Origin of the sequence: Arcticibacter sp., from assembly GCF_045629565.1 — a bacterium.
Classification (GTDB): Bacteria; Bacteroidota; Bacteroidia; order Sphingobacteriales; family Sphingobacteriaceae; genus Arcticibacter.
Genome location: NZ_JAZQRL010000037.1, coordinates 40,161 through 65,777, shown reverse-complemented (window position 1 = coordinate 65,777; position 25,617 = coordinate 40,161). Strand labels below are relative to the sequence as shown.

Annotated in this window: 26 protein-coding genes; 14 read left to right on the top strand and 12 right to left on the bottom strand. The window is 44.3% G+C overall.

The annotated features are described in order from the left end of the window. Positions 1 to 36: 36 nt before the first annotated feature. The 4 genes from ACKI5J_RS05085 to ACKI5J_RS05070 are packed head-to-tail and all read right to left on the bottom strand — an operon-like array spanning position 37 to position 4,176. Positions 37 to 1,371 carry a TolC family protein gene (locus ACKI5J_RS05085; protein WP_407427165.1) on the bottom strand — a complete coding sequence of 445 codons (1,335 nt, stop codon included), beginning with the start codon at positions 1,369 to 1,371 and terminating at the stop codon, positions 37 to 39. Positions 1,372 to 1,380: 9 nt separating this feature from the next. Then, positions 1,381 to 2,514: an ABC transporter permease gene (locus ACKI5J_RS05080; RefSeq protein WP_407427163.1), complete on the bottom strand. Its 1,134-nt coding sequence runs from the start codon at positions 2,512 to 2,514 to the stop codon at positions 1,381 to 1,383. Next, positions 2,511 to 3,497: an HlyD family secretion protein gene (locus tag ACKI5J_RS05075; RefSeq protein ID WP_407427161.1), complete on the bottom strand. Its 987-nt coding sequence runs from the start codon at positions 3,495 to 3,497 to the stop codon at positions 2,511 to 2,513. Before ACKI5J_RS05075 ends, ACKI5J_RS05080 begins: the two co-directional genes overlap by 4 nt. Continuing rightward, on the bottom strand, positions 3,478 to 4,176 hold the full coding sequence (locus ACKI5J_RS05070; RefSeq protein WP_407427159.1) for an ABC transporter ATP-binding protein: 699 nt from the start codon (positions 4,174 to 4,176) through the stop codon (positions 3,478 to 3,480). The genes ACKI5J_RS05075 and ACKI5J_RS05070 overlap by 20 nt, the downstream gene beginning before the upstream one ends. A gap of 169 nt (positions 4,177 to 4,345) precedes the next feature. Between ACKI5J_RS05070 and ACKI5J_RS05065 the strand changes: the two genes are divergently transcribed. The 5 genes from ACKI5J_RS05065 to ACKI5J_RS05045 all read left to right on the top strand — a co-directional run bounded on the left by ACKI5J_RS05065 (position 4,346) and on the right by ACKI5J_RS05045 (position 9,171). Further along, the gene (locus ACKI5J_RS05065; protein WP_407427157.1) at positions 4,346 to 5,182 is read left to right on the top strand and encodes a PstS family phosphate ABC transporter substrate-binding protein; all 837 of its coding nucleotides are present in this window, start codon (positions 4,346 to 4,348) and stop codon (positions 5,180 to 5,182) included. 9 nt (positions 5,183 to 5,191) lie between these two features. Continuing rightward, positions 5,192 to 6,082, top strand: coding sequence for a phosphate ABC transporter permease subunit PstC (gene pstC, locus ACKI5J_RS05060; RefSeq protein ID WP_407427155.1), 891 nt, complete (start codon positions 5,192 to 5,194; stop codon positions 6,080 to 6,082). Then, on the top strand, positions 6,079 to 6,936 hold the full coding sequence (pstA, locus tag ACKI5J_RS05055; RefSeq protein ID WP_407427153.1) for a phosphate ABC transporter permease PstA: 858 nt from the start codon (positions 6,079 to 6,081) through the stop codon (positions 6,934 to 6,936). The genes pstC and pstA overlap by 4 nt, the downstream gene beginning before the upstream one ends. Further along, positions 6,917 to 7,678 (top strand): phosphate ABC transporter ATP-binding protein PstB, encoded by a 762-nt coding sequence (gene pstB / locus ACKI5J_RS05050; RefSeq protein ID WP_407427151.1) that lies wholly within the window; start codon positions 6,917 to 6,919, stop codon positions 7,676 to 7,678. Before pstA ends, pstB begins: the two co-directional genes overlap by 20 nt. A gap of 80 nt (positions 7,679 to 7,758) precedes the next feature. Then, positions 7,759 to 9,171: an alkaline phosphatase gene (locus ACKI5J_RS05045; RefSeq protein ID WP_407427149.1), complete on the top strand. Its 1,413-nt coding sequence runs from the start codon at positions 7,759 to 7,761 to the stop codon at positions 9,169 to 9,171. 22 nt (positions 9,172 to 9,193) lie between these two features. Here the strand turns inward: ACKI5J_RS05045 and ACKI5J_RS05040 are convergent, their stop codons facing one another. From ACKI5J_RS05040 to ACKI5J_RS05025, 4 genes are read right to left on the bottom strand one after another with little or no spacing between them, the layout of a single operon-like run. Continuing rightward, complete coding sequence (locus tag ACKI5J_RS05040; protein ID WP_407427147.1) at positions 9,194 to 10,198, bottom strand: YihY/virulence factor BrkB family protein; 1,005 nt, start codon at positions 10,196 to 10,198, stop codon at positions 9,194 to 9,196. Positions 10,199 to 10,203: 5 nt separating this feature from the next. Then, the gene (locus tag ACKI5J_RS05035; protein ID WP_407427145.1) at positions 10,204 to 10,611 is read right to left on the bottom strand and encodes an acyl-CoA thioesterase; all 408 of its coding nucleotides are present in this window, start codon (positions 10,609 to 10,611) and stop codon (positions 10,204 to 10,206) included. Continuing rightward, positions 10,611 to 11,666 (bottom strand): endolytic transglycosylase MltG, encoded by a 1,056-nt coding sequence (gene mltG, locus ACKI5J_RS05030; RefSeq protein WP_407427143.1) that lies wholly within the window; start codon positions 11,664 to 11,666, stop codon positions 10,611 to 10,613. The genes ACKI5J_RS05035 and mltG overlap by 1 nt, the downstream gene beginning before the upstream one ends. Before the next feature lie 37 nt (positions 11,667 to 11,703). Continuing rightward, positions 11,704 to 12,483 carry a PASTA domain-containing protein gene (locus ACKI5J_RS05025; protein WP_407427141.1) on the bottom strand — a complete coding sequence of 260 codons (780 nt, stop codon included), beginning with the start codon at positions 12,481 to 12,483 and terminating at the stop codon, positions 11,704 to 11,706. Between the two features lie 68 nt (positions 12,484 to 12,551). Between ACKI5J_RS05025 and ACKI5J_RS05020 the strand changes: the two genes are divergently transcribed. Further along, positions 12,552 to 13,547 (top strand): D-alanine--D-alanine ligase, encoded by a 996-nt coding sequence (locus ACKI5J_RS05020; RefSeq protein ID WP_407427139.1) that lies wholly within the window; start codon positions 12,552 to 12,554, stop codon positions 13,545 to 13,547. On the opposite strand, the gene ACKI5J_RS05015 is transcribed toward ACKI5J_RS05020, so the two are convergent. After that, positions 13,540 to 13,962: an acyl-CoA thioesterase gene (locus ACKI5J_RS05015; RefSeq protein ID WP_407427137.1), complete on the bottom strand. Its 423-nt coding sequence runs from the start codon at positions 13,960 to 13,962 to the stop codon at positions 13,540 to 13,542. The genes ACKI5J_RS05020 and ACKI5J_RS05015 overlap by 8 nt on opposite strands. A 114-nt stretch (positions 13,963 to 14,076) precedes the next feature. Here ACKI5J_RS05015 and rpsO point away from each other — a divergent pair, with 114 nt between their 5' ends. Together rpsO and pnp are read left to right on the top strand one after the other, a co-directional pair. Next, a complete protein-coding gene (gene rpsO, locus ACKI5J_RS05010; protein ID WP_106294410.1) occupies positions 14,077 to 14,355 on the top strand; it encodes a 30S ribosomal protein S15 in 279 nt (92 codons plus the stop codon). A 129-nt stretch (positions 14,356 to 14,484) separates the two neighbouring features. Next, a complete protein-coding gene (gene pnp / locus ACKI5J_RS05005; RefSeq protein ID WP_407427135.1) occupies positions 14,485 to 16,644 on the top strand; it encodes a polyribonucleotide nucleotidyltransferase in 2,160 nt (719 codons plus the stop codon). A gap of 39 nt (positions 16,645 to 16,683) precedes the next feature. Here pnp and ACKI5J_RS05000 read toward each other — a convergent pair whose 3' ends face one another. Then, on the bottom strand, positions 16,684 to 17,589 hold the full coding sequence (locus ACKI5J_RS05000) for a diacylglycerol/lipid kinase family protein (protein ID WP_407427133.1): 906 nt from the start codon (positions 17,587 to 17,589) through the stop codon (positions 16,684 to 16,686). A gap of 79 nt (positions 17,590 to 17,668) precedes the next feature. Here ACKI5J_RS05000 and surE point away from each other — a divergent pair, with 79 nt between their 5' ends. Together surE and ACKI5J_RS04990 are read left to right on the top strand one after the other, a co-directional pair. Then, on the top strand, positions 17,669 to 18,409 hold the full coding sequence (gene surE / locus ACKI5J_RS04995) for a 5'/3'-nucleotidase SurE (RefSeq protein ID WP_407427131.1): 741 nt from the start codon (positions 17,669 to 17,671) through the stop codon (positions 18,407 to 18,409). 177 nt (positions 18,410 to 18,586) lie between these two features. Further along, the gene (locus ACKI5J_RS04990; protein ID WP_407427129.1) at positions 18,587 to 18,952 is read left to right on the top strand and encodes a PleD family two-component system response regulator; all 366 of its coding nucleotides are present in this window, start codon (positions 18,587 to 18,589) and stop codon (positions 18,950 to 18,952) included. Position 18,953: 1 nt separating this feature from the next. On the opposite strand, the gene ACKI5J_RS04985 is transcribed toward ACKI5J_RS04990, so the two are convergent. Further along, positions 18,954 to 19,595, bottom strand: coding sequence for a helix-turn-helix domain-containing protein (locus tag ACKI5J_RS04985; RefSeq protein ID WP_407427127.1), 642 nt, complete (start codon positions 19,593 to 19,595; stop codon positions 18,954 to 18,956). Next, positions 19,592 to 20,071, bottom strand: a complete 480-nt coding sequence (locus ACKI5J_RS04980) for a DUF4442 domain-containing protein (protein WP_407427125.1) — start codon at positions 20,069 to 20,071, stop codon at positions 19,592 to 19,594. Before ACKI5J_RS04980 ends, ACKI5J_RS04985 begins: the two co-directional genes overlap by 4 nt. 142 nt (positions 20,072 to 20,213) lie before the next feature. Here ACKI5J_RS04980 and ACKI5J_RS04975 point away from each other — a divergent pair, with 142 nt between their 5' ends. The 4 genes from ACKI5J_RS04975 (at position 20,214) to ACKI5J_RS04960 (ending at position 25,616) form a co-directional block, all read left to right on the top strand. Then, a complete protein-coding gene (locus ACKI5J_RS04975) occupies positions 20,214 to 20,735 on the top strand; it encodes a DUF2911 domain-containing protein (RefSeq protein ID WP_407427123.1) in 522 nt (173 codons plus the stop codon). A 73-nt stretch (positions 20,736 to 20,808) separates the two neighbouring features. Further along, the gene (gene hemF, locus ACKI5J_RS04970) at positions 20,809 to 21,705 is read left to right on the top strand and encodes an oxygen-dependent coproporphyrinogen oxidase (RefSeq protein ID WP_407427121.1); all 897 of its coding nucleotides are present in this window, start codon (positions 20,809 to 20,811) and stop codon (positions 21,703 to 21,705) included. A 162-nt stretch (positions 21,706 to 21,867) separates the two neighbouring features. Continuing rightward, on the top strand, positions 21,868 to 24,498 hold the full coding sequence (gene gyrA, locus ACKI5J_RS04965) for a DNA gyrase subunit A (protein ID WP_407427119.1): 2,631 nt from the start codon (positions 21,868 to 21,870) through the stop codon (positions 24,496 to 24,498). Between the two features lie 89 nt (positions 24,499 to 24,587). Continuing rightward, positions 24,588 to 25,616: a tetratricopeptide repeat protein gene (locus ACKI5J_RS04960; RefSeq protein ID WP_407427117.1), complete on the top strand. Its 1,029-nt coding sequence runs from the start codon at positions 24,588 to 24,590 to the stop codon at positions 25,614 to 25,616. Position 25,617 lies beyond the last annotated feature (1 nt).

The window sequence follows — 25,617 nt, the reverse complement described above, 5'->3', positions numbered from 1 at the left end:
ATTAATTTTTAACGGCGTTCAGAGCGTGTGAACGATTTAGTTTTTTAAGGCCTTATCAAGCTTCATTTTTGCAATAATGTAGTTGTAAGCTACATTCAGATAGTTATTTTTTTCCAGCTGGTATCCATAACTGCTTTTCGACAGATCGCCTATCAAAAGGCGGCCACTATCGTATTGTTGCTGTGCGATGCGATAAGTATCTGCTGCCAGCGCATAATTTTGCTTTGACCGGAGATACTTCGTTTCCAGGAATACGATTTCGCGTTGCGTCTCCAGTAGAGCGAGTTGGTTTTTATTTTGCTGTGATAGATAAGCCAGCCGGTTCGCTTCGGATTGGAACCGTATTTCAGTAAGCTTTTTTGACCGTTCAAGTCCCTCAGTAATGGGCATGCGCAAGCCCAGGCTGATGAAACTATTTCCATACCAGTTGTTGCCTTTAAAGATCTCCAGATTGTTGTCGAAATAGCTCGCCCCATAGTATCCTTTCAAACTGATGGCCGGAAGAAAGCCGGCCTTTGTGTTGTTGAGCTGGGACCTTAAAAGATCTTCCTCTTGTTTGAGCTTTTTTAAAGTTATGCTTTGAGGTTCAGAAGTCTTGTCACGTTGATAAAATGTATACAGGCTTTCGATATCGTCCGTCAACTCAATAGTGATACCGTCTGAAGGTTCATAACCCATCAAAACCATCAACTCTGCTTTAGTCTGCTGAAGAATCTTCTGGGCTTCCCCCCAATTATTTAATGCCTTGTTGCGGTCGGTTTTAACCTGATTCAAGTCGGCCTGCATGAGCCTGCCGGCCGCAAATTGCTCTTCACTCATTTTCAAGACGTTATGATTGACCAGGGTATCAGCGACCGAAAGCTTAAGCTGCTCCAATGCAATTACGGTTGCCGCGTAAGCTTCACTCAGATTGTAGCTCAGATCGTTTTCTTCTGATTCCCTTTCTGTTTTTCTTATTTCAGCCTGAATGTTTGCTTCCGCAAGTTCAGCGCGCTTCTGGGGGTTGAAGATATCTACATCAGCGTTCAGCCCTGTATTCGACGTCCACTTTGTGGTGAACCGCAGCGGGATCAACTCCCCCTGTGCTGCGTCAGGGCGAAACGCATAAGCGGGGACGGGGGTGACGGGTATAATCAGATTGCGCTGCATATTGAAGTCGCCGTAAATCTGAGGGATGCGCCTCAATCTCGATTGGGCAACCTGCGCTTCTGCTATACGGATATCCAGTTCCCTGATTTTCAAATCGGGATTATTCTCCAGAGCAATTTTTTGTGCTTCCTGCAGGGATATCCTGAGAGGGCCCGGGGATGTTTGGGCGTATATACATGCGGAGGAAAACAGAACCGCCAATATGATAATTCTTTCTTTCATCTGTCTGGACTAAAATATGGAAGCAGGTTCAAGACGGCTTATTTTGATAACCGCGAAAAGTGAACCTCCGACCGACATAAATAACGTAAACACGAAGAGCAGTAAGGACAGTGGCCAGTCAAACTCAAGCGTTAAGCTTGAATTGGAAACAGCGGCTTTGAACACCAGCAGTAAGGCAAATGCAATACTGAAGCCAATGACCGCAAACAGGAAAGCCTGTGTGAGAATTAGCCTGGTGACATAGCCATTGGTTGCGCCGATTGCTTTCAGGGTTCCGTAGTCGACCAGCCGGTCCAGTGCTGAAGAATATAAAGTAAGGCCTATGATAAAAAAGCCGCTTATGGTTGCAAAGACAATAAGAGATCCGAAGCTGACGCCCATATTGGATGAAATCAGAATTTCGGAATACGTAGATTTTTTAAGGTTTTCAGCCTCCCATGCTCGTACTCCGTAGAACGTTTTGTTGATCCGGTCAATTACCAGTCTGGGATCCGTGCCGGGTTTAACTTTGACAATGACAGCATTCACCTTGTCAGGAGGGAGATCAGAGAAATACCGCACGTTGTCAATGCTGGTATACATATTGTCGCCTCCAAAACCCTGAGCGTTGCGTGTGAGCACCCGGGATACTGCCTGCTTTTTATTGAGTTCGAAAGTCTGGCCGGTCGAGGCTGGAATGCCAAAGGCTTTGGCATTGAAGTATTCAAGACTTACGGCGCTGATCTGCGCCAGGTCACTCAAGCTTCCCTCGATTACTTTTGAAGGATGGGGCCCGGCGACGAAAGTAGGGCCATCACTGCCAACCAGGTTTACAGCACCGGTTTTACCATTCGGCAGGGTAATGCTGGCATTTGCGACAAGAATGCTGTGACTGCTCAGTACACCTTCGATACTCTTAATCTCCTGTTGGACACGGCTGTCGATGCGACTCAGTACATTTACATTTTCTGTAATGTTGTCGATGATCCAGATATCGTCGGGACCGCTGTTGGAGTTTTCAATCAAGGCAGTCATCAGACCGGTTAAAAACCGCAAAGTAGCCAACTGTTGACCAATCAAAAAGATACTGATCACGATGCCTACGAGGATGCCAATACTCTTCGGGCGATCAAACATCATGAATTTAAAGGCAGTGAGGATCATCGGCTTTTAGGATTTACCTGAATAGTGCATTCAACTTTATGATTGATAAGCAGGGGATTGGCAGAGTCGAATTCAACCTTAAACTCACGAACGCGCCTGTCTTGGGCCTCAGCAGAGGTTTCGTACAAAATAGACTTGTCGGACAAAACAGGAGAAAGGTAGGTCACCCGGCCTTGCCCGATTGTATCTTTACCCCCGATATACTTTATGATTACCGATTGACCCCTTGCTACACGGCTAGCGAACATTTCATCGATCTCGCCCTGTAGTATGAGTTTCCCGGAGGGTGCAAGTGTGGCAAATGATTCAAAAGGCTGAACAGAGGAACCGACCTTTGCGTCCATCGAAGTGATAGTGCCGTCTTGCTGTGCTCTGATGGTTTTATTACCTGAAGCAACCTGTGACTGATTAAGTTGTGTCCGCAGCGTTTGAATCTGACTGCGACTTGCTTTCGCCTTGTTTTGGGCATTCTGCAAGTTTGCAAGTATCACATCACGTTCTTTCTTCTTCTCAGCTACATTCTGCCTTGTTTCGGCTCCGCTTGTGACAAGGCGTTCGCTTATAGCCAGATCGCGTTCCTTTTCTTCAAGCTCTGCGATGAACTGTTTAACAGTGGCCTCATCGGCGGCGGCCTGCGATCGTTGAGTAACCATTTCGCGCTTGATGACATCGCCGGACAAACGCTCGTCTTCCGCGTCGAGCACCAGAATGACATCACCTTTCTTCACGGTGTCTCCCTCCGTCTTCTGAATGGCGATAACATTACCACCAACAGAGGATGATAATTTGATAAGGCCGGCTTGTGGTACTACCTTAGCGATAGCAGAAACAACAGCTACATTTTCGGGGCGGGTTAGCGAGTCAAGCGAAGCCTGCTGCTGTTCTTCTTTCTTTTGCTTGTTTCCGCCGCAAGCCGCCAGCAGGCAGATCACCACGACCGGTACGAACCATTTAGACATCGATCTATTTGTAGGCTTCTTCATCTTTTAGTTTATCAGAGACTTTTCCTTCTTCCACATAAATAATCCGGTCGGCGAATGGCCGTAACCGTAGATCGTGGGTAACCACTACTACAGCTTTTCCGCCGGCGGCAAGATCTTTCAGATCTTCCATCACCAGGGCAGCACTTTTTGCATCCAGAGATGCTGTAGGTTCATCACACAGAATAATGGCTGCATCAGTAACCAATGCCCTGGCAATGGCCACGCGTTGCTTTTGGCCACCGCTTAGCTTCTTGGGTAAGTTGTTTTTACGGTCGAGCATGTTCACCTTTTCAAGCGCTTTAAGAGCCTTTTCTTTCGCGGAAGCCTTGGCCTCTCCCTGCAGCGTTAAGGGCTGCATCACGTTCTCGAGAGCTGTTAGCGGGTTCAACAGGTTGAAATGCTGAAAGACGAAACCGATATTGTTGAGTCGTATATCGGCCAGCTTCTTCTCAGGCAGATGCGTTACGTCTTTTCCCTGGATGATAACTCGTCCGTCAGTAGGATAAATAACACAGCCGATCAATGACAGAAGAGTAGTTTTACCAGAGCCCGACGGTCCCATTATAAGGGTCAGCTTATTGTTTTCAATATCTACAGATGTCGAATCCAGGGCAACAATAGTCGTGTCACCGGTTTTGTACTCTTTTTTCGCATCCTTGAGCGAAGCAATTACTTCCATGAAAATTGGTTATATTTAATAGGCATTTACTGAACAGCCGTGAGACGCTTCTGTTTCCAGGCATTTGTTTAATGTAAAGCAATTATTACGGATCCGAGCTGATTTACTACCTGGAGTTAACATAGACTTAACATTTGACCTCTAATTTAGCGATTCTTAAGTTGATCACATGAAACACCTGCTCGGACCGATACTATTGATATTCCTCGCTGCCTGCGGCGGCGAGAACCGCGCGATTAAAGTTAAGGGGTCGGACACGGAGGTGAACCTCGCCGTGAGTCTGGCAGAAGCGTTTTATAGGGTGAACGATGACTTCAGTCTGGCGATCTCCGGAGGAGGGTCAGGGCTTGGAATCGCGTCGATCATAAACGGGCAGGCCGACATCGCTAATTCATCCCGTCCGCTCAGCAAATCAGAAATTGCGTTGTTCAAGGAAAAAGGAATTAAGATCCGAACCGTAGTGTTCGCCGAGGACGCGACCGCGATAATCGTCAACAAAAGTTTTCCGATGGATTCCATAGACGTGGCTACCCTGGGCAAAATATTCGACGGAACTTACAAAAGCTGGAAGCCGGTAACAGGTCAGGATATCCCTGTTACGCTGTACGGGCGTCAGAGCAATTCAGGTACGCATTCCTTTATCAAGAAAAAGCTGGATATACGCTTCAGTGACGAGGCAAAGGAAATGAACGGCAGCGCCCAGATAATGGGGAGTGTCAAAAGTGACCACACGGGCATCGGCTATATCGGTGCGGGATACCTGCTTCAGAATGCGGAGCAATTAGCGGTTAAGGCGCTAAAGATTTATGAGAAGGCGGGTGATCCTGCTGTGTCACCCATGGACAGGAAGGCCATACTAGAAGGAAGATATTTCCTCCAAAGACCGCTTTATCAGTTTATCCCGGAAGAATCCTGGGAAAAGGTGTCCGCATTTATCGATTTTGAGAAAAGTGCAAAAGGGCAGGAAATCATTCAGGATTCGGGCTATTATATTGTAAATGACTAAGTACGCTTTATGAAACTATTACAACGTGAACGGATTGACTTTGCCATGAAACTGATATTCCAGATTACTGGTTTGCTGGTCATAGCTGTTCTTGGAGGGATTTTCTTTATGCTGATCTGGAACAGCAGCGCCTTCTTTTCGGAAGTAAAGCCCTGGGACTTCATCACAGGTACCCATTGGAATCCGTCGGGCGATCCCATTACGTACGGCATTTTGCCGCTTTTGGTAAGTACTTTTCTGGTAACCCTGGGAGCCATGATTATCGCGATACCGATCGGGATCGGAACGGCCGCTTTTATGTCTGAATATGCAGGAAGCCGGCTTAAGAATATCCTGAAGCCGGCGATTGAGATGCTTGCAGCGATACCTTCAGTCGCAATAGGCTTTCTTGGGATTGTTATACTGAGCCCGGGACTGGCGAATATTGCCGGTTTATCTAATGGTTTAAATGCCCTGAACGGGGCTATTCTGCTTGCTGTTATGGCATTACCTACCATTATCACCGTTACAGAGGATGCTCTTCAGGGTGTACCTCATTCTTTCAAAGAAGCGAGTTACGGTTTAGGTGCCAGTAAGTGGGAGACACTAACAAAAATTGTTATTCCCTCTGCAGCGCCAGGTATCCTGGCGGCCGTCATGTTAGGGGTCGGACGTGCGATCGGGGAGACGATGACTGTATTGATGGCGACAGGCAATGCCGCTGCTTTCCCTCAGGGATTCTTCCACTCAGTAAGAACGATGACGGCTACAATTGCTATCGAAATGGGTGAGGTTCCTTTTCAAACAACACACTATTTCGCCCTTTTTGCCATCGCTTCCGTACTATTCCTGATCACCCTGGTAGTAAACGTTATCGGAGAATACTTTGTAAACAAGTTCAGAAAATTCCATTCATCATGATGAAAAAATTAACACCTGTAATTGAATGGGGAACACTGCTATTGAGTACTGGCATTGTAGGTTTTTTTCTGGTTGTCATTCTGCTAGACTTGACCATTAAGGGGCTGCCTGCATTGTCCTGGGAGTTTATCAGTACCTTTCCGACCGAAGGAATGACTAAAGGCGGAATACTACCTGCGATTATCGGCACAGTTCTGCTAACCCTGATAACCGCTGCAGCAGCTGCACCTTTCGGGATTTGCTGCGCCATTTACCTTAATGAGTACGCAGCTGAAACCTGGATCACCAAACTGATACGGGCATCTATACGTAACCTTGCCGGGATTCCGTCTATCATATACGGCTTATTTGGACTGGCTTTGTTTGTTCAGGGGCTGGGAATGGGCACCTCACTGCTTTCCGCCGGCCTGACGCTGGGCTTACTGTCGCTGCCCTATATCATTACGACCACAGAGGAAGCGCTGCGACGCATTCCGAATAGTACCAGGGAAGCGGCTTTAGCCGTTGGAGCAACGCAGTTTGAATCGATAAGAGACGTTGTTCTTCCTTCTGCATTGCCTGGAATATTAACCGGACTGGTACTGACGCTATCAAGGGCGGCCGGCGAAACAGCACCGATCCTTTTTACAGGCGTGGCATTTTACATAAACAATCCTACCGGCTATCTGAACCAGGAATTCATGGCGCTTCCATACCATCTCTATATGCTGTCTACGCAACATCATTCAATAGACGAGGTGAGGCCGCTTGCCTATGGCACCGCGCTTGTATTACTCTGCGTGGTATTTTTCCTGAACCTGACTGCTTTTTATATACGCTATAAACACAATAAGAATGCACCAAGAGCACATTAAGTTATCAGCTGAGGGAGTAAACCTCTCGTTTGGCAGCAAGCAGGTATTGAAAAACATTGATATCGCTTTTCCCGAGCATCAGATCACCGCCCTTATAGGACCCTCAGGATGCGGAAAAAGCTCTTTGCTCCGGGCATTTAACAGAATGCATGATCTTTCTCCAAATGCTCGCATTGAAGGAAAGTTCAAACTGGAAGGTCAGGATCTTTACGAAAAGAACATTTCGGTTACCCGGGTGCGCAGCCGCATAGGTATGGTTTTCCAGAAAGCAAACCCTTTTCCGAAGAGCATTTATGAAAACATTAACTATGGTCTTAAGATAAATGGGATACCCAAAGACCAGCGGCCGGGAATCATCGAAAAGGCTTTAAAGGAAAGCTACTTATGGGATGAGGTGAAAGATGAATTGCATAAACCAGCGATCACCTTATCGGGCGGACAACAGCAACGCCTATGCATAGCCCGTACAGTAGCACTGCGTCCGGAGGTCATTTTGATGGACGAGCCATGTTCAGCCCTTGACCCGCTGAGCACCCTGAAAATCGAGGATCTGATACTGAAGCTGAAAAAGAAATACACCATTGTTATTGTGACACATAACATGCAGCAAGCACAGCGCATTGCGGACAAGACAGTTTTCATGTATCTTGGTGAGATCATTGAGCAGGGAGATACCGAGGATGTATTTAACCACCCTAAAAATGAGCTCACGGGTAATTATGTACGGGGGAGATTTGGGTAAAGCATCGCTTAAAGTTAATACGTTGTTTGTATTACGGTAACTCAGGAGCTGCAATTTTGCATATGATTAGTTCGGTAAAAATGAAGAGAAGAGACTTTTTCAAAAATACATCACTAACTGCTCTCGGTGCAGCATTTTTTTCTCCCGCGGAATTATTTGCCTTTAATAAAACGAGAGAGTCGGAGGGAACAGGAAAGACAGCCAAAAACATCATTTTCCTGGTTAGTGACGGAATGAGCATGGGAACGTTGACCCTTGCAAATCTTATGTTGCAACGCAAGGAGGGAAGAAAAAGCAAGTGGATTGAAATGTACGAACAGAGCAGGCTTAGCCGCGCCTTGATGGACACTGCTTCTGCCAATGCTTTGGTAACAGATTCTGCTGCTGCAAGCTCTTCCTGGGGCGGCGGGGTGCGGGTCAATAATGGTTCGTTAAATATTGGACCGCAGGGGCAGCACCATAAACCCATTCTTCAGAAGTTCAAAGCAGCAGGAAAGTCTGTAGGTTGCGTGACAACGGTTCCGATAACACATGCTACACCCGCTGGCTTCAGTGTCAATTCTAACAAACGATCTGCACAGGAGGATATCGCTTTGCAGTATTTATCGTTGAGGTTCGACGTGATGCTGGGAGGGGGGCTCGAGTTCTTTTCTGAAGAAAAAAGAAAGGACAAGAAAAACCTACTGAAGACTTACGAGAGAGGTGGATTCTCTGTGCTTGAAAAAAGATCCCAAGTTATGGACTCTTCCAGATGGGGCAACCGCCCTGTCATTGGTATTTTCCATGAGGATGGCTTACCTTACTCGCTGGACCGCGAGCACGATCAAACACTGGTTGCTGCAATACCGACTCTTGCAGAGATGACGAAAGAGGCGATTAACCACCTAAATAAGAATAAGAAGGGCTTTGTTATGCAGGTTGAGGCAGGTAAGGTTGACTGGGCAGCACATGCTAATGATGCGGCTGCTTTGATATTCGATCAAATCGCTTTTGACGATGCCGTTAAGGCGGCGATTGATTTCGCTGAAAAAGACGGGGAGACACTGGTGATTATAACAACGGATCATGGAAACGCCAATCCCGGTTTATTCGGTCCGGACACTAATTTTGACAAGCTACAACACTTCAAACAAACAAACGATTGGTTTCTTAGGGGAATTGACCGTACTTTCAGCGCCTCACAAATAGTTGAGCGACTGGAGGGGGCACAGGGGATCGTTATCACGAAAGAAGAAGCCTATTCGCTGCTGAAGCACTACGAAAAAACCGATTCAGCAGGCTTATACAACCCTTATAAGCTCCCGTTTAAAGAGCTGGCAGACATTCAGTTTAAACACACTTCTATTGGATGGGGAAGCATGAACCACTCGGCTGACCATGTAGAACTGGCCATGTTCGGCCCTGGAAGTGAGCGATTAAAGCCTTTCGTGAAGAATACTGACCTTCATAACTTCATGCTGGAGGCAGCTGAAGTGGACACGAAAACAGCTTAAGGAAGCAGGGATCGGTCTTCTTTTACCTGGGCTGGTTCTTTTTGTGAATATGAACAGACGTTTCCTCATTACGAAATGTGTTGAATCGCGGTCTGACGATCTTAATGCTTCTTTTGGACAGATCGATACTGGCATTGAGCTCAAAACCGATCAGTATAATCAGTGAGTTCAGGAACATCCAGATCATGATTACGATGAGCGTTCCAATGGATCCGTACAGTTTATTGTAGTTTCCAAAATTATTGATGTAGTAAGTAAATCCCCAGGAAATCAGAATAGTGAGGAGCGTTGCCAGCCATGCACCCGGGCTGAACAATTTCCACTTTTTGGGGTTGGCGGGTGCATATCTGTATATAACGCTGATCGTAAGAAAATATACAACCATGAGGATAAGCCATCTGGTTGCAGCGATGACATAGACCCAGATCCAGTCGGTTCCTTTAAAGGATAAGCGTGACTGCACCTCTGATATGACATATTCGCCCACGGTGATGATGGATAATCCTAAGATCAGGCCAGTGACGATAACGAAAGTTAAAGTTATCGCGACTATCCTCTGCTTTACCCATCCGCGTGTTTCCATTTGCAGGGATGATTTGTTAAACGCCGCCATCAGGTTCGTTACACCATTAGTTGCGAAGAATAAAGCAGCGAAAAAACCGAATGACAGCAGTCCGCCGTTCTGCTTTTTGATTATATCTTCAAGGGTGGATTGTACCGCGAGGTAAGCTGTTGAAGGCAGAACCATCTCAATCAATGACAACAATTTTTCCTGGAATCCTTCAATTGGGATATAAGGAATAAGAGTGAACAAGAATATTATTCCGGGAAAAATGGCCAGCATGAAATTATAGGCGAGAGCCGAAGCTTTATTGACTAATGAGTCCCTGCCGATCTCCTGAAAAAAGAAGCTTCCAATTGTGTAGATTGGCAATGGACTGAACACAGGAAAGACAGCGGTTTTTGTCCACTCGATAAACCTGTAATAAGGCTTGAATTTCAGTAGAAAGTGCTGAATACCTGGCATAAATTTTAATCAAAAAAGGGTTTCATCTTCGCCTGAAAGTCATCAGGAGGCATACATGGGCGATTTCTTTTCATGTCTACAAACGCAAGTGTCGTTTCGCCGACGTGAATAAAGTCGTTCTGCTCATTGAAAAATTCGTATTTGAATTCAATGCGTACGCCAGGCATTTTAGACACGATGGTCCTGATGAGTAATTCTTCATCATAACGTGCTGGTTTGATGTATTTACAATGCATTTCGAGAACAGGCATCATAATTCCTGATTCTTCCATCGAACGATAGGTCATCCCTAAGCTCCGCAGCATCTCTACACGGGCGACTTCATAGAATTCAGCATAATTTCCATAATACATATAACCCATCTGATCCGTTTCACCGTATCGCACCCGCACTCTGGTTTCGTGTATAAACATTATCTTTTAATATTGCGTTCGTTCAAAGCTTGTTGAAACCGCCTTGCATTTGCCTGATGTTCAGCTACGGTTACGGCGAAATTATGATAACCGGAAAAATCCTCCTTAGCACACATGTAAATGTAGTTATGCGTTTCGTAATTGAGCACCGCATCTATGGCATTGATGCTCGGCATCATAATTGGACCTGGAGGTAACCCTTTGTAGACATAGGTATTGTATGGCGAGTCTTTAGTAAGATGCCGGTTCAATACGCGGCGGATGGTAAAGTCGTTATTGGCGTAAATAACGGTTGGGTCTGCTTGCAATTTGATGCCCTTCCTGAGCCTGTTGAGATAAAGGCCTGCAATGGTGGGCATTTCTTTATCATGCAATGCCTCAGCGTCCACGATTGCGGCAAGTGTACTTACCTGAATAGGATCGAGTCCAATTCCCTTAGCTTTATCAAGTCTCTCCTTTGTCCAGAACTTTTGGTATTCATCATACATGCGTTTAAAAAAAGCGTCTTCACTAATATTCCAGTACATATTGTAAGTATTCGGAATAAACATGGCATATACATTGTCCTTGTTAAAACCATACTTGCTGATAAATGCTGTAGAGTCGAGCAACTTGATCAGGGAAGCAGAGTCAGGTTCAATTTGCTTAGAAACGTATGCCACGAAATCCTCCTTCAGGCGATAGCCGCGGAACCGCATGCTAACCTCTTCCTGGTTTCCTGCCTTTAACATATTGATCAGCACCCGGTTACTCATACCTTCTTTAAGTCTGTATTTACCCGGTTTTACAGCGAGCGGATAATCCATATTCTGAGCTACCCAAAGGAAAACGATCGAGTCTTTGACGATCTCTTTCTCACGAATGGTGCGATAAACATCGTCGAAAGACGAACCTGTTTTGATGTAGAGGTACTTTTCGTTATCAGTAACGCTCTTTCCCATGTATCGCAGATAGTAATTGAACAAGGTTATACCCAGGATAACCACTATAATCAATGCAAAGGCAATCAGAAATTTCCGGAAGGGAGAGAGCCCTTTCTTTTGTTCTTCAGTCATTTTTTAGGAATACTTAAAAATTAGTACAGGTTCAGTGTCAAGGGACAGGAGCAGGGTCATTAGACAAAATAATGTCTACCGAAGTTCCTATCGCCACCTTATACAAAGAATCGCTAACAGACGGATATTGTTTGATAATCCTGGCGTTTACGGAGTCAGTAATCGTTCCCTCGTAGTATATCGATCCTGGGTTTAGTGAGGAGCCCTTCAATGAGAATATAGCTTCAGGGAGGGAGAGTCCCACCAGATTGGGCAGATCCACTTCGGAAGCGCCTTTTCCGTCACCGAGAACCATGGAGATAGACGATCCTTTAGGAATAGGATCGCCTTTTTGAATGGATTTTCCCTTATATGATACCTGCAGAACCCTGTCGCGCATGATATCTGAGGTATAACTGGTATCTGCTATTTTAATACCGTAGTTGCTCAGTACAGCCCTCGCTTCGAGGTAGCTGGTGTCAAAGATATCCGGAAAACCTACATCGGGCGCATTCAACGTAATGATGGTCAGGTATATGGTTCTATTGAGCTTGACATTGGTACTCTCATCAGGATCCTGTTCGACTACCATTCCCGGAGCTTTGTCCATCTGATAGACGGAGTCGATCTGGTACCTGAGGCCTTGTTCTTCCAATAGCGCAATAGCCTGGCCAACCGGCAATCCCTTCAGCTTCGGAACGGCAACACCTTCACCGTGACGCGTATAGAACCGAAGACAGAAAAAAATCAGCAGCAGCAAGGCGACGACTGATACTATTGCGATAATCAGGTTTTTACGAAATGTACTTGTTTTAAGGTATGATAAAAACTTACTCATGGATTAAAATCTTTGGCAAAGATGGCTAAACTTAAATAAAAAAGCGGATTTTAAAATATATTTGGAGGATGAAGAATACCATTGCCCTGGTCACCGGAGGTTTCACCGGAGAATCTTACGTGTCGTTTAAAAGTGCTGAAGTAATTGAAAAAAATATAGATCGTGATAAGTTTGATGTCTACACGATTGTGGTAACCCGCGAAAGCTGGTATTACGTTGATGAGAATGCTGTAAAACACCCGGTTGATAAGAACGATTTTTCGATCGTTCTGGATGATTCGGTTATTCGCTTTGACGCTGTATTTATCGGCTTACATGGCTCCCCGGGAGAAGACGGGAAGCTGCAGGGGTATTTTGATATGCTGGGAATGCCGTACACCACATGCGATGCTTTAACGTCTGCGATCACCATGAATAAGGGCTACACCAAGGCCATTGTACAGGGAGTGAAAGATCTCCATATCGCGAGATCTCTTCAGCTGTTTTCTCATAGCCCGCTTTCTTCAGAAGAAATCCTTGCACATTTGAATCTTCCTTTATTCATTAAGCCCAATAACGGCGGAAGCAGCATTGGCATGACAAAAGTCAAGACAGCGGAAGAATTACCGGGAGCGCTTGAGCGTGCATTTAACGAAGATACGCAGGTGTTAGTTGAAGAGTTTATTTCGGGCCGCGAGTTTTCTATCGGTGTATACAAGGGAAAAGAAGGAGTGCAGGTTCTTCCGGCTACCGAAGTGGTGACCACGCGCGAGTTTTTCGATTTTGAGGCTAAATACACACCAGGAGCTACAGAAGAAATTACTCCTGGCAGAATGACGGAAGAGGAACTGGAAAGGGTTGAAGCCATTATAAAGGCAGTTTATAACAAGCTGAACTGCCGCGGGGTGATCAGAGTCGATTACTTCCTTGAAGAAGGTACTGGTAAATTTTTCTTCATAGAGGTTAATACTGTACCGGGGCAGACCGAGACAAGTTTTATACCGCAGCAAGTACGAGCCGCCGGGAAAACCATCAAGGATTTTTATTCAGAGTTAATTGAGATGTCTCTCGACAGCCTCAAATAGAGTACCGCTCGAGCATCTCCTGAGTGACTTTGGCGCTACGTCCTGACTTAATTTCGATCAGGACGTAGTCAAACCAGCCGTCACAGCAGATTTTATTTGTTTTTTTATTTTTAATGGTAAAGCTAACTTTGCATCCGCGCTCCTGAAGCTCGCTGATACCTGTCTCTACGATAAAGGAATCGCCAAGAGTCAAGGGACGTTTGTAATCGACATAGGCTGTCTTAACTACCCATCCGAATCCTTGTTTAAGAAACTCTTCCATTGGCATATTATAATGAGTTTCCATCTGTTCGTAACGAGCAGCAAGAACATAATCGAAATAGGTGCTGTTATGGACATGATTAAACATATCTATATCATCCGGCCTAACTTTAAATTCAGTTTGAAATTTGCTATAAGGACGCTTGTGGTGCATATAAGGATTTATTTACGGGCAAAATTGGTTAAAATATTGGTTTTTGACATATAATAATCCTACCTTTGCGGGATTATTCACAAAAATTTATAACGCTTTAATATTATTCAGGTAATGTATTTAAGTAAAGAAAACAAGGCAGAGATTTTTGCCAAACATGGAAAAGGGGCAACTGATACAGGTTCTGCTGAAGGACAGGTTGCATTATTTACTACTCGTATCGCTCATTTAACCGGGCATTTGAAGAAAAACAGAAAGGATTTTTCTACTCAGTTAGCACTTCAAAAATTAGTAGGAAAGCGTCGGGCATTACTTGCTTATTTGTTTAAGAAAGATATTAACCGCTACCGTGCGATCATTAAAGCTCTTGAATTAAGAGATATCATCAAATAATTCATCATCCAGAAATTAAAAAGCCGTTCGTTGATGCGAATGGCTTTTTTTATTTTATTTTTGCATCAAATAAAATAAATACATTCAAATGTACTTCAAAGAGGAAGAGTACATTGCAATGACGATAAAATGAGTTACAATCTAATTAAAAAGTCTTTCGATTTAGGCGATGGTCGCATAATCGAAATTGAATCGGGTAAACTAGCCAAGCAAGCCGACGGTTCTGTAGTAGTTAAAATGGGTGATACCATGCTTTTGGCTACTGTAGTATCATCAAAAAATGCTAAAGAAGGTGTTGACTTTCTTCCATTATCAGTAGACTATCAAGAAAAATATGCCGCAACGGGACGTATTCCAGGAGGTTTCCTGCGTCGTGAAGCCCGCTTATCTGATTATGAAGTCCTGATCTCCCGTTTAGTAGATCGCGCATTACGCCCGATGTTCCCGGAAGATTACCATGCCGACACGCAGGTAATGATTTCATTGATCTCGGCTGATACGAATATTATGCCGGATTGCCTTGCAGGTCTTGCTGCTTCGGCTGCTCTTTCTGTTTCCGACATTCCGTTTAACGGTCCAATTTCAGAAGTACGCGTAGCGAAGATAGATGGCCAGTTAGTGATCAATCCTTATCTAAGTGACTTAACTCGTGCGTCTCTCGATTTTATCGTTGCGGGCTCTGAGAATGACATTACGATGGTTGAGGGAGAAGCTAACGAAATCTCGGAAGAAGAGATGATCGAAGCGATCGAGTTTGCCCACCGTGCGATCAAAATCCAGGTACAGGTACAGAAAGAAATGACTGTAGAAGCTGGAAAAACTGAAAAGCGGGTTTACTCTCATGAACACAGCAATCCAGAGTTGAGAGAGCGTGTGTTTGCTGAGACATACGAGAAAGTCTATGAAGTAGCGAAGTCAGGAGTGTCTAAACATGAGCGTTCTGATAAGTTTGCGGAAATTCAGGATTTATTTGTTGCTTCTCTTGGAGAAGATGCCGATGATATTACGAAGTCGCTGGCCAAGAAATATTTCCATGATGTACAATATGACGCTGTACGTAACCTTATTCTTGATGAAGGTATTCGTTTAGATGGTCGTGATGTACGTACCGTTCGTCCGATCTGGAGCGAGGTAGGATATCTACCTGCTGCACATGGTTCTGCCGTGTTCACACGTGGTGAAACGCAGTCTTTGACATCTGTTACTTTGGGCACCAAGCTTGATGAGCAGATGATTGACGGTGCTTTCTTTAATGGTTACCAGAAATTTATTCTTCATTATAACTTCCCTGGATTTTCGACAGGAGAGGTGAGACCTAACCGCGGAGCGGGACGTCGTGAAATTGGTCATGGCAACCTGGCTCAACGTTCACTGAAAAAGGTAATGCCTCCTGACGAGGAGAATCCATACACTGTTCGTGTAGTTTCGGATATCCTTGAATCTAACGGATCTTCTTCTATGGCAACTGTGTGTGCAGCTACGCTGGCACTCATGGATGCTGGTGTAAAGCTTAAGTCGCCAGTTTCAGGTATTGCTATGGGACTGATCACGGATGAGAAAACCGGTAAATATGCAGTTCTTTCTGACATCTTAGGAGATGAAGATCACCTGGGTGATATGGACTTTAAGGTTACAGGTACTGATAAAGGTATTGTAGCTTGCCAGATGGATTTGAAAATCAACGGATTGAGATGGGAAGTATTAAGCGCCGCTTTAGAGCAGTCTAAAGAGGGACGCCTTCACATTTTAAACGAGATCAAGAAGACGCTTGCTGAACCTAACCCTGAGCTTAAGCCACATGCTCCAAGAATTGAAGTACTGAGAATTGATAAAGAATTTATTGGTGCTGTAATCGGACCCGGCGGAAAGATCATCCAGGAGATGCAGCGCGAGACGAATACGACGATCACTATTGAAGAAAAAGACAATCAGGGAGTTATCAGTATCTTCGCGCCAGGAAAAGATGCTATCGATAAAGCTGTAAAGCGTATCAAAAGCATTGTTGCTAAGCCGGATGTTGGTGAGATCTATGAAGGTAAGGTGAAGTCAATCATGCCTTTCGGTGCATTCGTTGAGATTATGCCGGGCAAAGATGGTCTTCTGCATATTTCGGAAATAGACTGGAAACGTTACGAATCGATGGACGGCATTTTCCAGGTTGGAGATGAAGTAAGAGTTAAACTTCTTGAGGTTGACAAGCAAGGTAAACTAAAACTTTCAAGAAAAGCTTTATTACCTCGTCCTCCGAGAGATGATAAGAAGCCTGCTTCTTCTGAAAAACCTCAGTAAAATAAATATAAAAAAGCCGCTCTGAGAGCGGCTTTTTTATTAAGAAGGCAGTACAAGAAAATCAAGCACTCCCTGCAACATTTCAATTTTTAATTTCTGACCTTTTTCCATAAAGATCAGGTTATCGTCGATATGGGCGAGTTTGCCCTCCCATTTAAAGGTTACATTCTTCGCTTTTATCACCTGGGCATCTATCATTCCTTCCTTTCCTTTCTGTTTGTCTTCTATGTAGGAAATAAATTCATCCTTTTGGCTGTCGGCAATAAGTATCAATTCAAAAAAACCGTCACCCGGATCGGCCATAGGAGCTAAAACAAGATTAGGACCTATCGATGCGATATTCATCAGCTCTACCATCAGGTAATTTCCTGAATAGTCACGCCCATCCGCCTCGATATGGCAAAATTTTGCTTCGTAGGTTTGTACTATATCATGCAGTTTCTCCCGAGCCACACCGAGGCTCTTTTTTGGCGTATCGATCGACGAAGGGTCAACTTCTTTCATATCTTTAATAAGCCGGGGAAAGACGCCAAAGCCCATTCCTTCAACGAAGAAGTTTGCGGGAGCGAAATCTTCAATCTTCCCTACGTCCAACTGCCGGAGGTTGCACCTTGTCCAGGAGCTGATTATGGTTTTCTGATCTGCATCTAATCCAAGGCTCGCCGATATATTATTCGCCGTTCCCATAGGCAGTACAGCAATAGGATACCTCTTATCCAAGAGGCTCCGCTCAAGCAGCTTTTTTACAACGGTACGAACCGTGCCATCTCCTCCTGCAACGATCAGAAAATCGACTTCCTTTTCAATTCTTCTGAGTAAGCTTTTATTTTTTGAGGATTGGTAGATGCAATCATATCCCGCAGACTCTATCAGTCTGATTAGTTTCTTCTTGCTGTGAGATTCATCTCCAGCGTCTGGATTATGCACTAGTTTTGCTGTCTTCATGTATGGTTTTCATGCGAATTCTATCTAATTCAAACATGATAGGGCTTTTTTGGTTGGCACTTAGGAGGAATATTTATATATGAGGATATTAATAACAAATGATGATGGGATCTATAGCCCCGGAATCGCCGCGCTAGCACGTATCGCACAAAAGTTTGGGGAAGTAAGAGTTGTTGCACCAGACGTTGAACAATCTTCTATGGGACATGCTGTTACCCATTCCAGACCGCTAAGCTATAAAAAGTCTCCCATCGAATTTCCTGGAATAGAGGCTTACAGAGTAAATGGAACACCAGCGGATTGCGTTGCCTTAGGAACACACCTATGGTCGAAAACTGATGTTGTTTTATCAGGCATCAACATGGGGCCAAACCTGGGAAACGGCATGTGGCATTCAGGAACGCTGGCGGCAGCGAAACAAGCGGTACTTTTCGGGATCAAGGGTATCGCCTTCAGCACGCCTGTTGGAAAGACAGAGCCTGATTTTAGAAAGTTGGAGCCGTTCGTTGAAAAAACGCTGGCTTTACTCCTGGAGGATCCAAAGCTGGCACTATTCAATGTAAACTTCCCCGAAAACCCTCAGGGCATGAGATATACGAGGCAGTCGGTTCGCCTATATGACGGCACTATTATACCCGGGCAAGATCCATTAGGCAGAAAGCACTATTGGTTTACCGTATCGCCACTAGAGCCGGCGGAAGAAGGAACCGACCGATGGGCGGTTGAAAACAATTTTGTTTCGATCACGCCTTTGAGGCTTGACCTCACCAACGAAGCGGAACTGGCGAAGGCACTTCAAAGCCATAATTTGCCGATTTAACGTATTTATATACGTTTATAGATTAAGTTACGGCGTACACAATGGTACATAAAGTTCTTTTTTCTGTACATATTGTGTATGCCGTTCTGGAATAAGCCCGTTTATTTTAAGGAAATGTATTAGGTAACGAGTTTATTTTGAAAAGATTGGCATGCATGTTGGTTAGTATTGGTCACTATGGGAAAGCGAATTTTGGCGATAGATGATAACCCTGCGATTTTAGATATACTGAATGAGATACTATCGTTTGAGGGGTATGAGGTGGTAACCATCTCTGATGGAAGGAAGGTGTTTGATACGGTGGAGAAGATGCATCCCGACTTAATATTACTCGATGTGATGCTGGATGATCTCGATGGACGGGAGATATGCCGTGCACTCAAGAAGAACCGGTTTTTTAGTGATATTCCGGTGATAATGATTTCCGCTACACATGATCTGATGAGCTTACTTAATCAGCCGGGAGCACCCGACGACTTTATCGCCAAACCTTTCGATATCTACTATCTGATATCAAAAGTTAATCATCAGCTTGCTGCCTGATTCATGAAGCTGTATAATATTCCTCTGTATCGGTTGTGTGTAATCGGATAACACCAGATAGAACAAGCGTTACAAGAAGCTTCTGCGTGCGTCTTCGGGGCAAATTCAAGAGTTTGCTTGAGTCTCTGGCAGATATGCGCTCATTGACGTCGAGATATTGTAATAGCGCCCGCTCTTTTTCGGAGTATTCGATCAGCACACCCGATTCGCGCTGACTGGCCCTGAGCACGTCAACAACTATTTTACTGGCCAGTAAGCTCTTGTCTTTGACTCTGACATATACCCACCATTTATTATCGTCTCCTAATGAGTAATGCGGTTTGGTCTCGCTTTCCTTAACATCCGCCACTAATACGAGTTTGTTGTCGACGTATACTTCTTCAAACGCTACGTCGACCATGGGTCTGCAAAAGTAAGTAGCGGCTTTAGTGATCATATATTTCTCTTCGTCTTCTGATCTGACCCCTTTAACCAGGCCATTATCAGCAACGCCTATTAAAAGCTTACCGCCCTTATTATTGGCAAAAGCAACAAGTGTTTTAGAAATTTTTGAACAGGAGGTTATTGTCTTTTTGAAATCGACGACCATGTTTTCTCCTCCAAAAATCATTTGCTTTATATGATGTGGTCTGATTCTGTTCATAGCTTTGGGTACTTTGGGGAATCCAGCTTCCGTATATATACGAGATTGGAAACCCGTGCAATTACATCGCCTTCACTGTCTTTTATTTCCAGCGTGCAACGATGCTCTGCCTTTCCATCGGTCTCGATCAGAGAACAAATGTGATTTATTTCTTCAACGCTGATATCGATTTTAAAATATAAATCTGACCTTCCGGGCTTCAGATAAAAAATTTCAGCTGCTTTTTGCCAAGCAATTATTCTGTATCCTCTTCGGCGCATCAGCTGATAGAATAGAACCGCATAAAAGGGGTCTGCGGCGGCATAGATAGTCCCGCCGAAGATTGACTTGTTATAGTTAATATTGAAAACGCTCTTGAAAACCTTAACTTCTACTCCCCGGAAGCCAGGATGAAACCTCTTCACCCAGATGCGTTGAAAGAGCATCGGCGGATAGAGTCGCATGGCCCACTTGAGCAAGTTTTCAGATACCAGCATTTAAACGAATATCAGAAATTTTGCTAAACTAAGCATAATCTGTATGCATAGATGTTACCGATCCAAAATAGATTTGTTTGTGGGCGGCGAAAAATTAATCTATCTTGTATGAAATACTAAATCATAATAATCCAGAAAAACAATGAAAAAGACAGGAGTTTTAGGCACATTCACTTTTGTTGTATGTGCTCTTTTATTTTCAGTTAAAGGCGTTAACGGGCAGGCAAAGCCGGTAGCGAGCCCTGCTGACAGCGTGACTGCTAAAGTAGGGAAAGCCACGATTGAAATTAAATACAGCAGCCCATCTGTTAAAGGGCGTAAAATCTGGGGAGAGCTGGTGCCGTTTGATAAGGTTTGGAGAGCCGGAGCTAATAAAGCCACGATTTTTACCACCAGCGAGGATATCCGCGTGGAGGGCAAACCCCTGGCTGCTGGAAGCTATGCTCTTTTCATGATACCGACTGCGCTTAACTGGACAGTGATATTTAATAAAACGTCTGACCAATGGGGGGCGTACAAATATGAGGAAGGCCAGGATGCGTTACGAGTATCGGTAAAACCAAAGAAAGTATCCGCTTCTAAAGAACAGCTGGCCTACGTCATTACGAAGAACGGATTTGCACTTCAATGGGAGAATATGGAAGTGCCTGTTACCATTAAATAGACAGGATCTGCAATTATAATTTTAAATTTGCATGTTGCGTTACTTGCAACATGCAAATTTAAACAAGTGAAAAATGACAAAAGAAGAGATTTCTGCCCAATACCAGATTATTCAAAATGAAATTTGTGAGGGTCTGGAGCTTCTTGATACATCAGGAAAATTCGAAGAAGAAGTATGGTCACGCCAGGGAGGCGGGGGAGGAAGAACCCGGATTATACAGAACGGTACCATTATAGAAAAAGGTGGAGTAAACTTTTCCGCAGTATTCGGTCAGTTACCCGAAGTGGTAAAAGCTTCGTTGAAAGTTAACTCAAGTGACTTTTTTGCAACAGGTGTTTCCATTGTCATACACCCGAGTCATCCGCTGATACCGATCATCCACATGAACATCAGGTATTTTGAAATGAACGATGACATTCGTTGGTTTGGTGGGGGAATCGACGTGACACCGCATTATGTTTATCAGGACGATGCCAGATTCTTTCATGAATACATAAAGGGTGTATGCGATCAATTCAGCCAGGAATTCTATTACAAATTCAAAACCTGGGCAGACAATTACTTTTACATTAAGCACAGGGACGAAACCAGAGGAATAGGTGGGATTTTTTACGACCGTTTAAATCCCGATAACGCAGGTATTACCTGGGAGTCTATCTTTGAGTTTTCGAAAGCTGTCGGACGTGCATTCGTGCCCATCTACAAGGAACTTGTGGAGCGGCACCGGTATCAGGTGTTTACAGAAAAGCAAAAGCAGTGGCAATACATACGTCGCGGACGGTACGCCGAATTTAACCTGGTATATGATGCCGGCACGAAGTTCGGGCTGGAGACAAACGGCCGTATTGAATCGATTCTGATGAGTTTGCCACCCCAGGCGAACTGGGCGTATAATCACGTTCCCGAGGATGGATCTGAAGAGAAAAAGACCCTCCAATATTTAAAAAAAGGAATTAACTGGACATTTTGATAAAGGCGTTTGAACTTTGCCTTCATTATCAATATTTTGCTTCAGTTCAGAACCGATAGGCGGTCATTTTCCCACCTATAAGCATGTAATCTGTAATAATTTCTTATCTTCGCAAGTCGCAATTTATTACGACTCTACATTTCAAAAACCAACTATCATACGATGGCTGAAGAAACAGAAAACGAAAACTTAGAACCCACCCACGATCGCATTATTCCCATAAACATCGAACAAGAAATGAGGTCTGCATACATTGATTATTCAATGTCTGTAATTGTCTCTCGTGCGCTTCCTGATGTAAGGGACGGTATGAAACCCGTTCACCGCCGTGTACTTTACGGTATGCTGGACCTCGGAGTAACCAGCGGGAGACCTCATAAAAAATCGGCACGTATTGTCGGAGATGTATTAGGAAAGTACCACCCACATGGTGATTCATCCGTTTACGGCACGATGGTACGTATGGCCCAGGACTGGAGCCTTCGATACCCTCTCGTTGACGGACAGGGGAACTTTGGATCTATCGATGGTGACAGTCCGGCAGCAATGCGTTATACTGAGGCCCGTCTTAAAAAGATCGCCGAAGAGATGCTTGCTGACATTAACAAGGATACGATTGATTATCAGCTCAACTTTGACGATTCCCTCGAAGAACCGTCCGTTCTTCCTTCGAAGATTCCGAATTTGCTGGTGAACGGCGCATCCGGTATCGCTGTAGGTATGGCGACGAATATGGCGCCCCATAATCTTAACGAAGTTATCGATGCGACTATAGCTTTCATCGATAATACAGATATTGAGATTTCTGAGCTAATGCACCATGTCAAAGCACCTGATTTCCCTACCGGAGGAACTATATATGGCCATGCGGGAGTGAAAGATGCTTATGAGACTGGGCGTGGTCGCGTGGTTGTCAGGGCAAAAGCGGAGATTGAGACCTATGGTAACGACAGGGAGCGAATCATTGTTAGTGAGATACCGTATCTGGTAAATAAAGCTACGATGATTGAGCGGACTGCCGAGCTCATTAATGAGAAGAAGCTGGAAGGCATCTCTGAGATCAGAGATGAGTCTGACCGCGATGGTATGCGCGTGGTTTACGAGATTAAGCGTGACGCTAATTCATCTGTTGTCCTGAACAATCTCTTTAAGTACACGGCTTTGCAAACACCTTTCAGTATTAACAATATTGCGCTCGTAAAAGGCCGCCCGATGCTGTTAAACCTGAAGGATCTTATCAAGCATTTTGTGGATCATCGCCATGAGGTGGTAATTCGTCGTACCCGTTACGAACTTGCAGAAGCGGAGAAGCGGGCACATGTACTGGAAGGCTTGCTGATCGCGCTTGATCATATCGAAGAAGTGATACGCCTGATCCGCTCATCAAATACCCCAGAGGAAGCAAGAACTGGCTTGATGGAAACGTTTGGATTATCAGACATTCAGGCGCGGGCCATTCTTGATATGACGCTGCGCCGCTTGACAGGCCTGGAGCGTGATAAAATCAAGGACGAATATGATGAACTGATGAAGTCCATCGAGTATTTGAAGTCTGTACTTGCGGATGAGGGCCTGCGTATGAATATTATCAAAGACGAACTTCGTGAGGTTAGGGAAAAGTATGGTGATGCGAGAAGAACGTCAATTGTGCATTCTGCCGAAGACATGTCGATGGAAGATTTCATTGATGATGAAGAGGTAGTTATCACTATTTCTTACGAAGGATATATCAAACGTACACCACTTACCGAGTATCGTACACAGGGAAGAGGAGGAAAAGGATCGATTGGTTCTAATTCCAGAGATAAGGATTTCATTGAGCACATCATCATTGCTTCAGCCCATAATTATATGCTCTTCTTTACAGAAGCAGGCAGATGTTTCTGGCTGCGTGTTTTTGAAATTCCTGAAGGGTCAAGAACGAGCAAGGGTAGAGCAATCCAGAATATTATCAATATTCCGAAAGAAGAAAAGATCAAGGCCTATATCAAGGTTAAAAACCTCAAGGATCAGGAATATTTAGAGAGTAACTTCATTATCATGTGTACTGCAAAGGGAACGATAAAGAAGACGTCCCTTATGGCTTATTCCCGCCCACGCGCTAACGGCATCAACGCGATCAACATCAATGATGGTGACCAGCTGCTAGAGGCAAATCTGACAGATGGTAGCAGTGAAATAATTATGGCGTTACGTTCCGGACGTGCTATACGCTTCAACGAAAGTACCGTACGTCCGATGGGAAGAACGGCAACTGGCGTACGTGGCGTAACGTTAGCGAATGAGAAAGACGCTGTTATCGGAATGTTAAGTATTAACAATCCTGAATCGACAGTATTGGTTGTTTCCGAAAAGGGCTACGGAAAACGTACGAACCTTGAAGATTATCGGGTTACCAACCGGGGCGGAAAGGGAGTAAAGACACTTAATGTAACTGAAAAAACAGGCGAGCTTGTCGCGATTAAAGACGTTACTGATACTGATGACCTGATGATTATCAACAAATCAGGTATTGTCATCCGTATTGCAATTGGCGAACTTCGGGTGATGGGCCGCGCCACGCAAGGAGTGAGGTTGATTTCGCTGAAAGGTGATGATGCAATTGCTTCGATCGCCAAAGTGGAGCATGAAGAAGAAGCGGAAAAAGCGGAAATTCTCAATGAGCCTGGAGACGAAGAAGATTTAGAAGCTGGACCACTGGACGAAGAGATTGATGAGGATGAAGTGGTGGATGATGACGAATCAGACGATAATACTAATACGAATTCAGACGAGGATACGTTAGAAGATTAATGTCAGTAATGAAAAGGCAAATCATATTAATCACAGTTTTGTGTTGTGCAGGAAGTTATCTTTCTGCACAAACACTTACTAAAGAAGCGATGAATAACTTTGCCCTTTATACATCGACGGCGGAGTTTTCACATTTGGAGAAGGCCAGGACCGCAATTGACGGCGCTTACAAAACCAGAAAAGATTCTTTTAATTACAAAAACAACCTTATCCGAAGTCTCGTTTACTCATCATTGGCATATGCAGATTCAACCCGGAGGTTGAAATACGCAAAAGATCCGATTGAGGAGACGAAGTTTTCGTTCCGAAGACTGAAGAGTCCGAAACTTAACGACGAAAACAAGCCGGAACTTGACTTCGTGATTAATCAATTGGTCAAAGCTTATCTCGTTATAGCGAACAAGGCGTCTGCATCTGAAAAATACAATGAAGCGTTTAATGCCTATCTATCGGTAGATTCACTTGATAAGAATAACTACTTTGTTAAACACAATCTGGCGATTTTAAGTGAAAGGCTGGGTTACAGTAATCGCGCGATCTACTACTATGAACAGTTGATTGATGACAAAAAGCGGTCACTACCAGCGTATTACCTTGCGTTGTCTAACTTATATGATTTCAAGAACAGCAACAGATCGTTGGAAGTGATCAGAGAGGGAAGGACGCAGTTTCCAGGTAACAAGGACCTTCTCTTCAAGGAAATTAATATCTATGTGGAGACCGGCGCATACAGCGAGGTGGAACGAATCGTAGGTGCGGCGCTTCAGTTGGATCCGGAGAATGTCAGTCTTAATTACCTTGCTGGTTTCTCCTATGAGACCATGGGTAAGAAAGACAAGGCGGTTGAATATTACGAAAAAGTAATTGCGTTAGAGCCCAATAATTATGAAGGGAATTATGCCCTGGGGTTATTCTATCTTAATTCATACATCAAACCGAACAATGACCAAGAATCGAGTCTGAGCCTGGCAAAGAAGTACCTGAATATAGCAGGTGAAATCAACCCTAACTCAGTTAATGTTCTAAAATCTTTAGCCGTTCTATATAATAATACCGGGGATATGGTAGAACTGGAAAGGGTTAACGAGAAACTAAAACAATTTATTCTTACAAATTGAA

Bases quoted from the DNA above. Each gene is read 5' to 3' on its own strand.
- ACKI5J_RS05035 (WP_407427145.1), bottom strand. From the start codon at position 10,611: ATGTTTATACACGAAACCAGAGTGCGGGTGCGATACGGTGAAACGGAT.
- ACKI5J_RS05015 (WP_407427137.1), bottom strand. From the start codon at position 13,962: ATGCACCACAAGCGTCCTTATAGCAAATTTCAAACTGAATTTAAAGTT.
- surE (WP_407427131.1), top strand. From the start codon at position 17,669: ATGAGGATATTAATAACAAATGATGATGGGATCTATAGCCCCGGAATC.
- gyrA (WP_407427119.1), top strand. From the start codon at position 21,868: ATGGCTGAAGAAACAGAAAACGAAAACTTAGAACCCACCCACGATCGC.
- hemF (WP_407427121.1), top strand. From the start codon at position 20,809: ATGACAAAAGAAGAGATTTCTGCCCAATACCAGATTATTCAAAATGAA.
- pnp (WP_407427135.1), top strand. From the start codon at position 14,485: ATGAGTTACAATCTAATTAAAAAGTCTTTCGATTTAGGCGATGGTCGC.
- ACKI5J_RS05065 (WP_407427157.1), top strand. From the start codon at position 4,346: ATGAAACACCTGCTCGGACCGATACTATTGATATTCCTCGCTGCCTGC.
- ACKI5J_RS04980 (WP_407427125.1), bottom strand. From the start codon at position 20,071: ATGCTGGTATCTGAAAACTTGCTCAAGTGGGCCATGCGACTCTATCCG.
- ACKI5J_RS04960 (WP_407427117.1), top strand. From the start codon at position 24,588: ATGAATAACTTTGCCCTTTATACATCGACGGCGGAGTTTTCACATTTG.
- ACKI5J_RS05045 (WP_407427149.1), top strand. From the start codon at position 7,759: ATGAAGAGAAGAGACTTTTTCAAAAATACATCACTAACTGCTCTCGGT.
- pstC (WP_407427155.1), top strand. From the start codon at position 5,192: ATGAAACTATTACAACGTGAACGGATTGACTTTGCCATGAAACTGATA.
- ACKI5J_RS05080 (WP_407427163.1), bottom strand. From the start codon at position 2,514: ATGATCCTCACTGCCTTTAAATTCATGATGTTTGATCGCCCGAAGAGT.
- pstA (WP_407427153.1), top strand. From the start codon at position 6,079: ATGATGAAAAAATTAACACCTGTAATTGAATGGGGAACACTGCTATTG.
- ACKI5J_RS05025 (WP_407427141.1), bottom strand. From the start codon at position 12,483: ATGAGTAAGTTTTTATCATACCTTAAAACAAGTACATTTCGTAAAAAC.
- mltG (WP_407427143.1), bottom strand. From the start codon at position 11,666: ATGACTGAAGAACAAAAGAAAGGGCTCTCTCCCTTCCGGAAATTTCTG.
- ACKI5J_RS05000 (WP_407427133.1), bottom strand. From the start codon at position 17,589: ATGAAGACAGCAAAACTAGTGCATAATCCAGACGCTGGAGATGAATCT.
- ACKI5J_RS05085 (WP_407427165.1), bottom strand. From the start codon at position 1,371: ATGAAAGAAAGAATTATCATATTGGCGGTTCTGTTTTCCTCCGCATGT.
- ACKI5J_RS05075 (WP_407427161.1), bottom strand. From the start codon at position 3,497: ATGAAGAAGCCTACAAATAGATCGATGTCTAAATGGTTCGTACCGGTC.
- ACKI5J_RS05020 (WP_407427139.1), top strand. From the start codon at position 12,552: ATGAAGAATACCATTGCCCTGGTCACCGGAGGTTTCACCGGAGAATCT.
- ACKI5J_RS05070 (WP_407427159.1), bottom strand. From the start codon at position 4,176: ATGGAAGTAATTGCTTCGCTCAAGGATGCGAAAAAAGAGTACAAAACC.
- ACKI5J_RS04990 (WP_407427129.1), top strand. From the start codon at position 18,587: ATGGGAAAGCGAATTTTGGCGATAGATGATAACCCTGCGATTTTAGAT.
- ACKI5J_RS04985 (WP_407427127.1), bottom strand. From the start codon at position 19,595: ATGAACAGAATCAGACCACATCATATAAAGCAAATGATTTTTGGAGGA.
- ACKI5J_RS05040 (WP_407427147.1), bottom strand. From the start codon at position 10,198: ATGCCAGGTATTCAGCACTTTCTACTGAAATTCAAGCCTTATTACAGG.
- rpsO (WP_106294410.1), top strand. From the start codon at position 14,077: ATGTATTTAAGTAAAGAAAACAAGGCAGAGATTTTTGCCAAACATGGA.
- ACKI5J_RS04975 (WP_407427123.1), top strand. From the start codon at position 20,214: ATGAAAAAGACAGGAGTTTTAGGCACATTCACTTTTGTTGTATGTGCT.
- pstB (WP_407427151.1), top strand. From the start codon at position 6,917: ATGCACCAAGAGCACATTAAGTTATCAGCTGAGGGAGTAAACCTCTCG.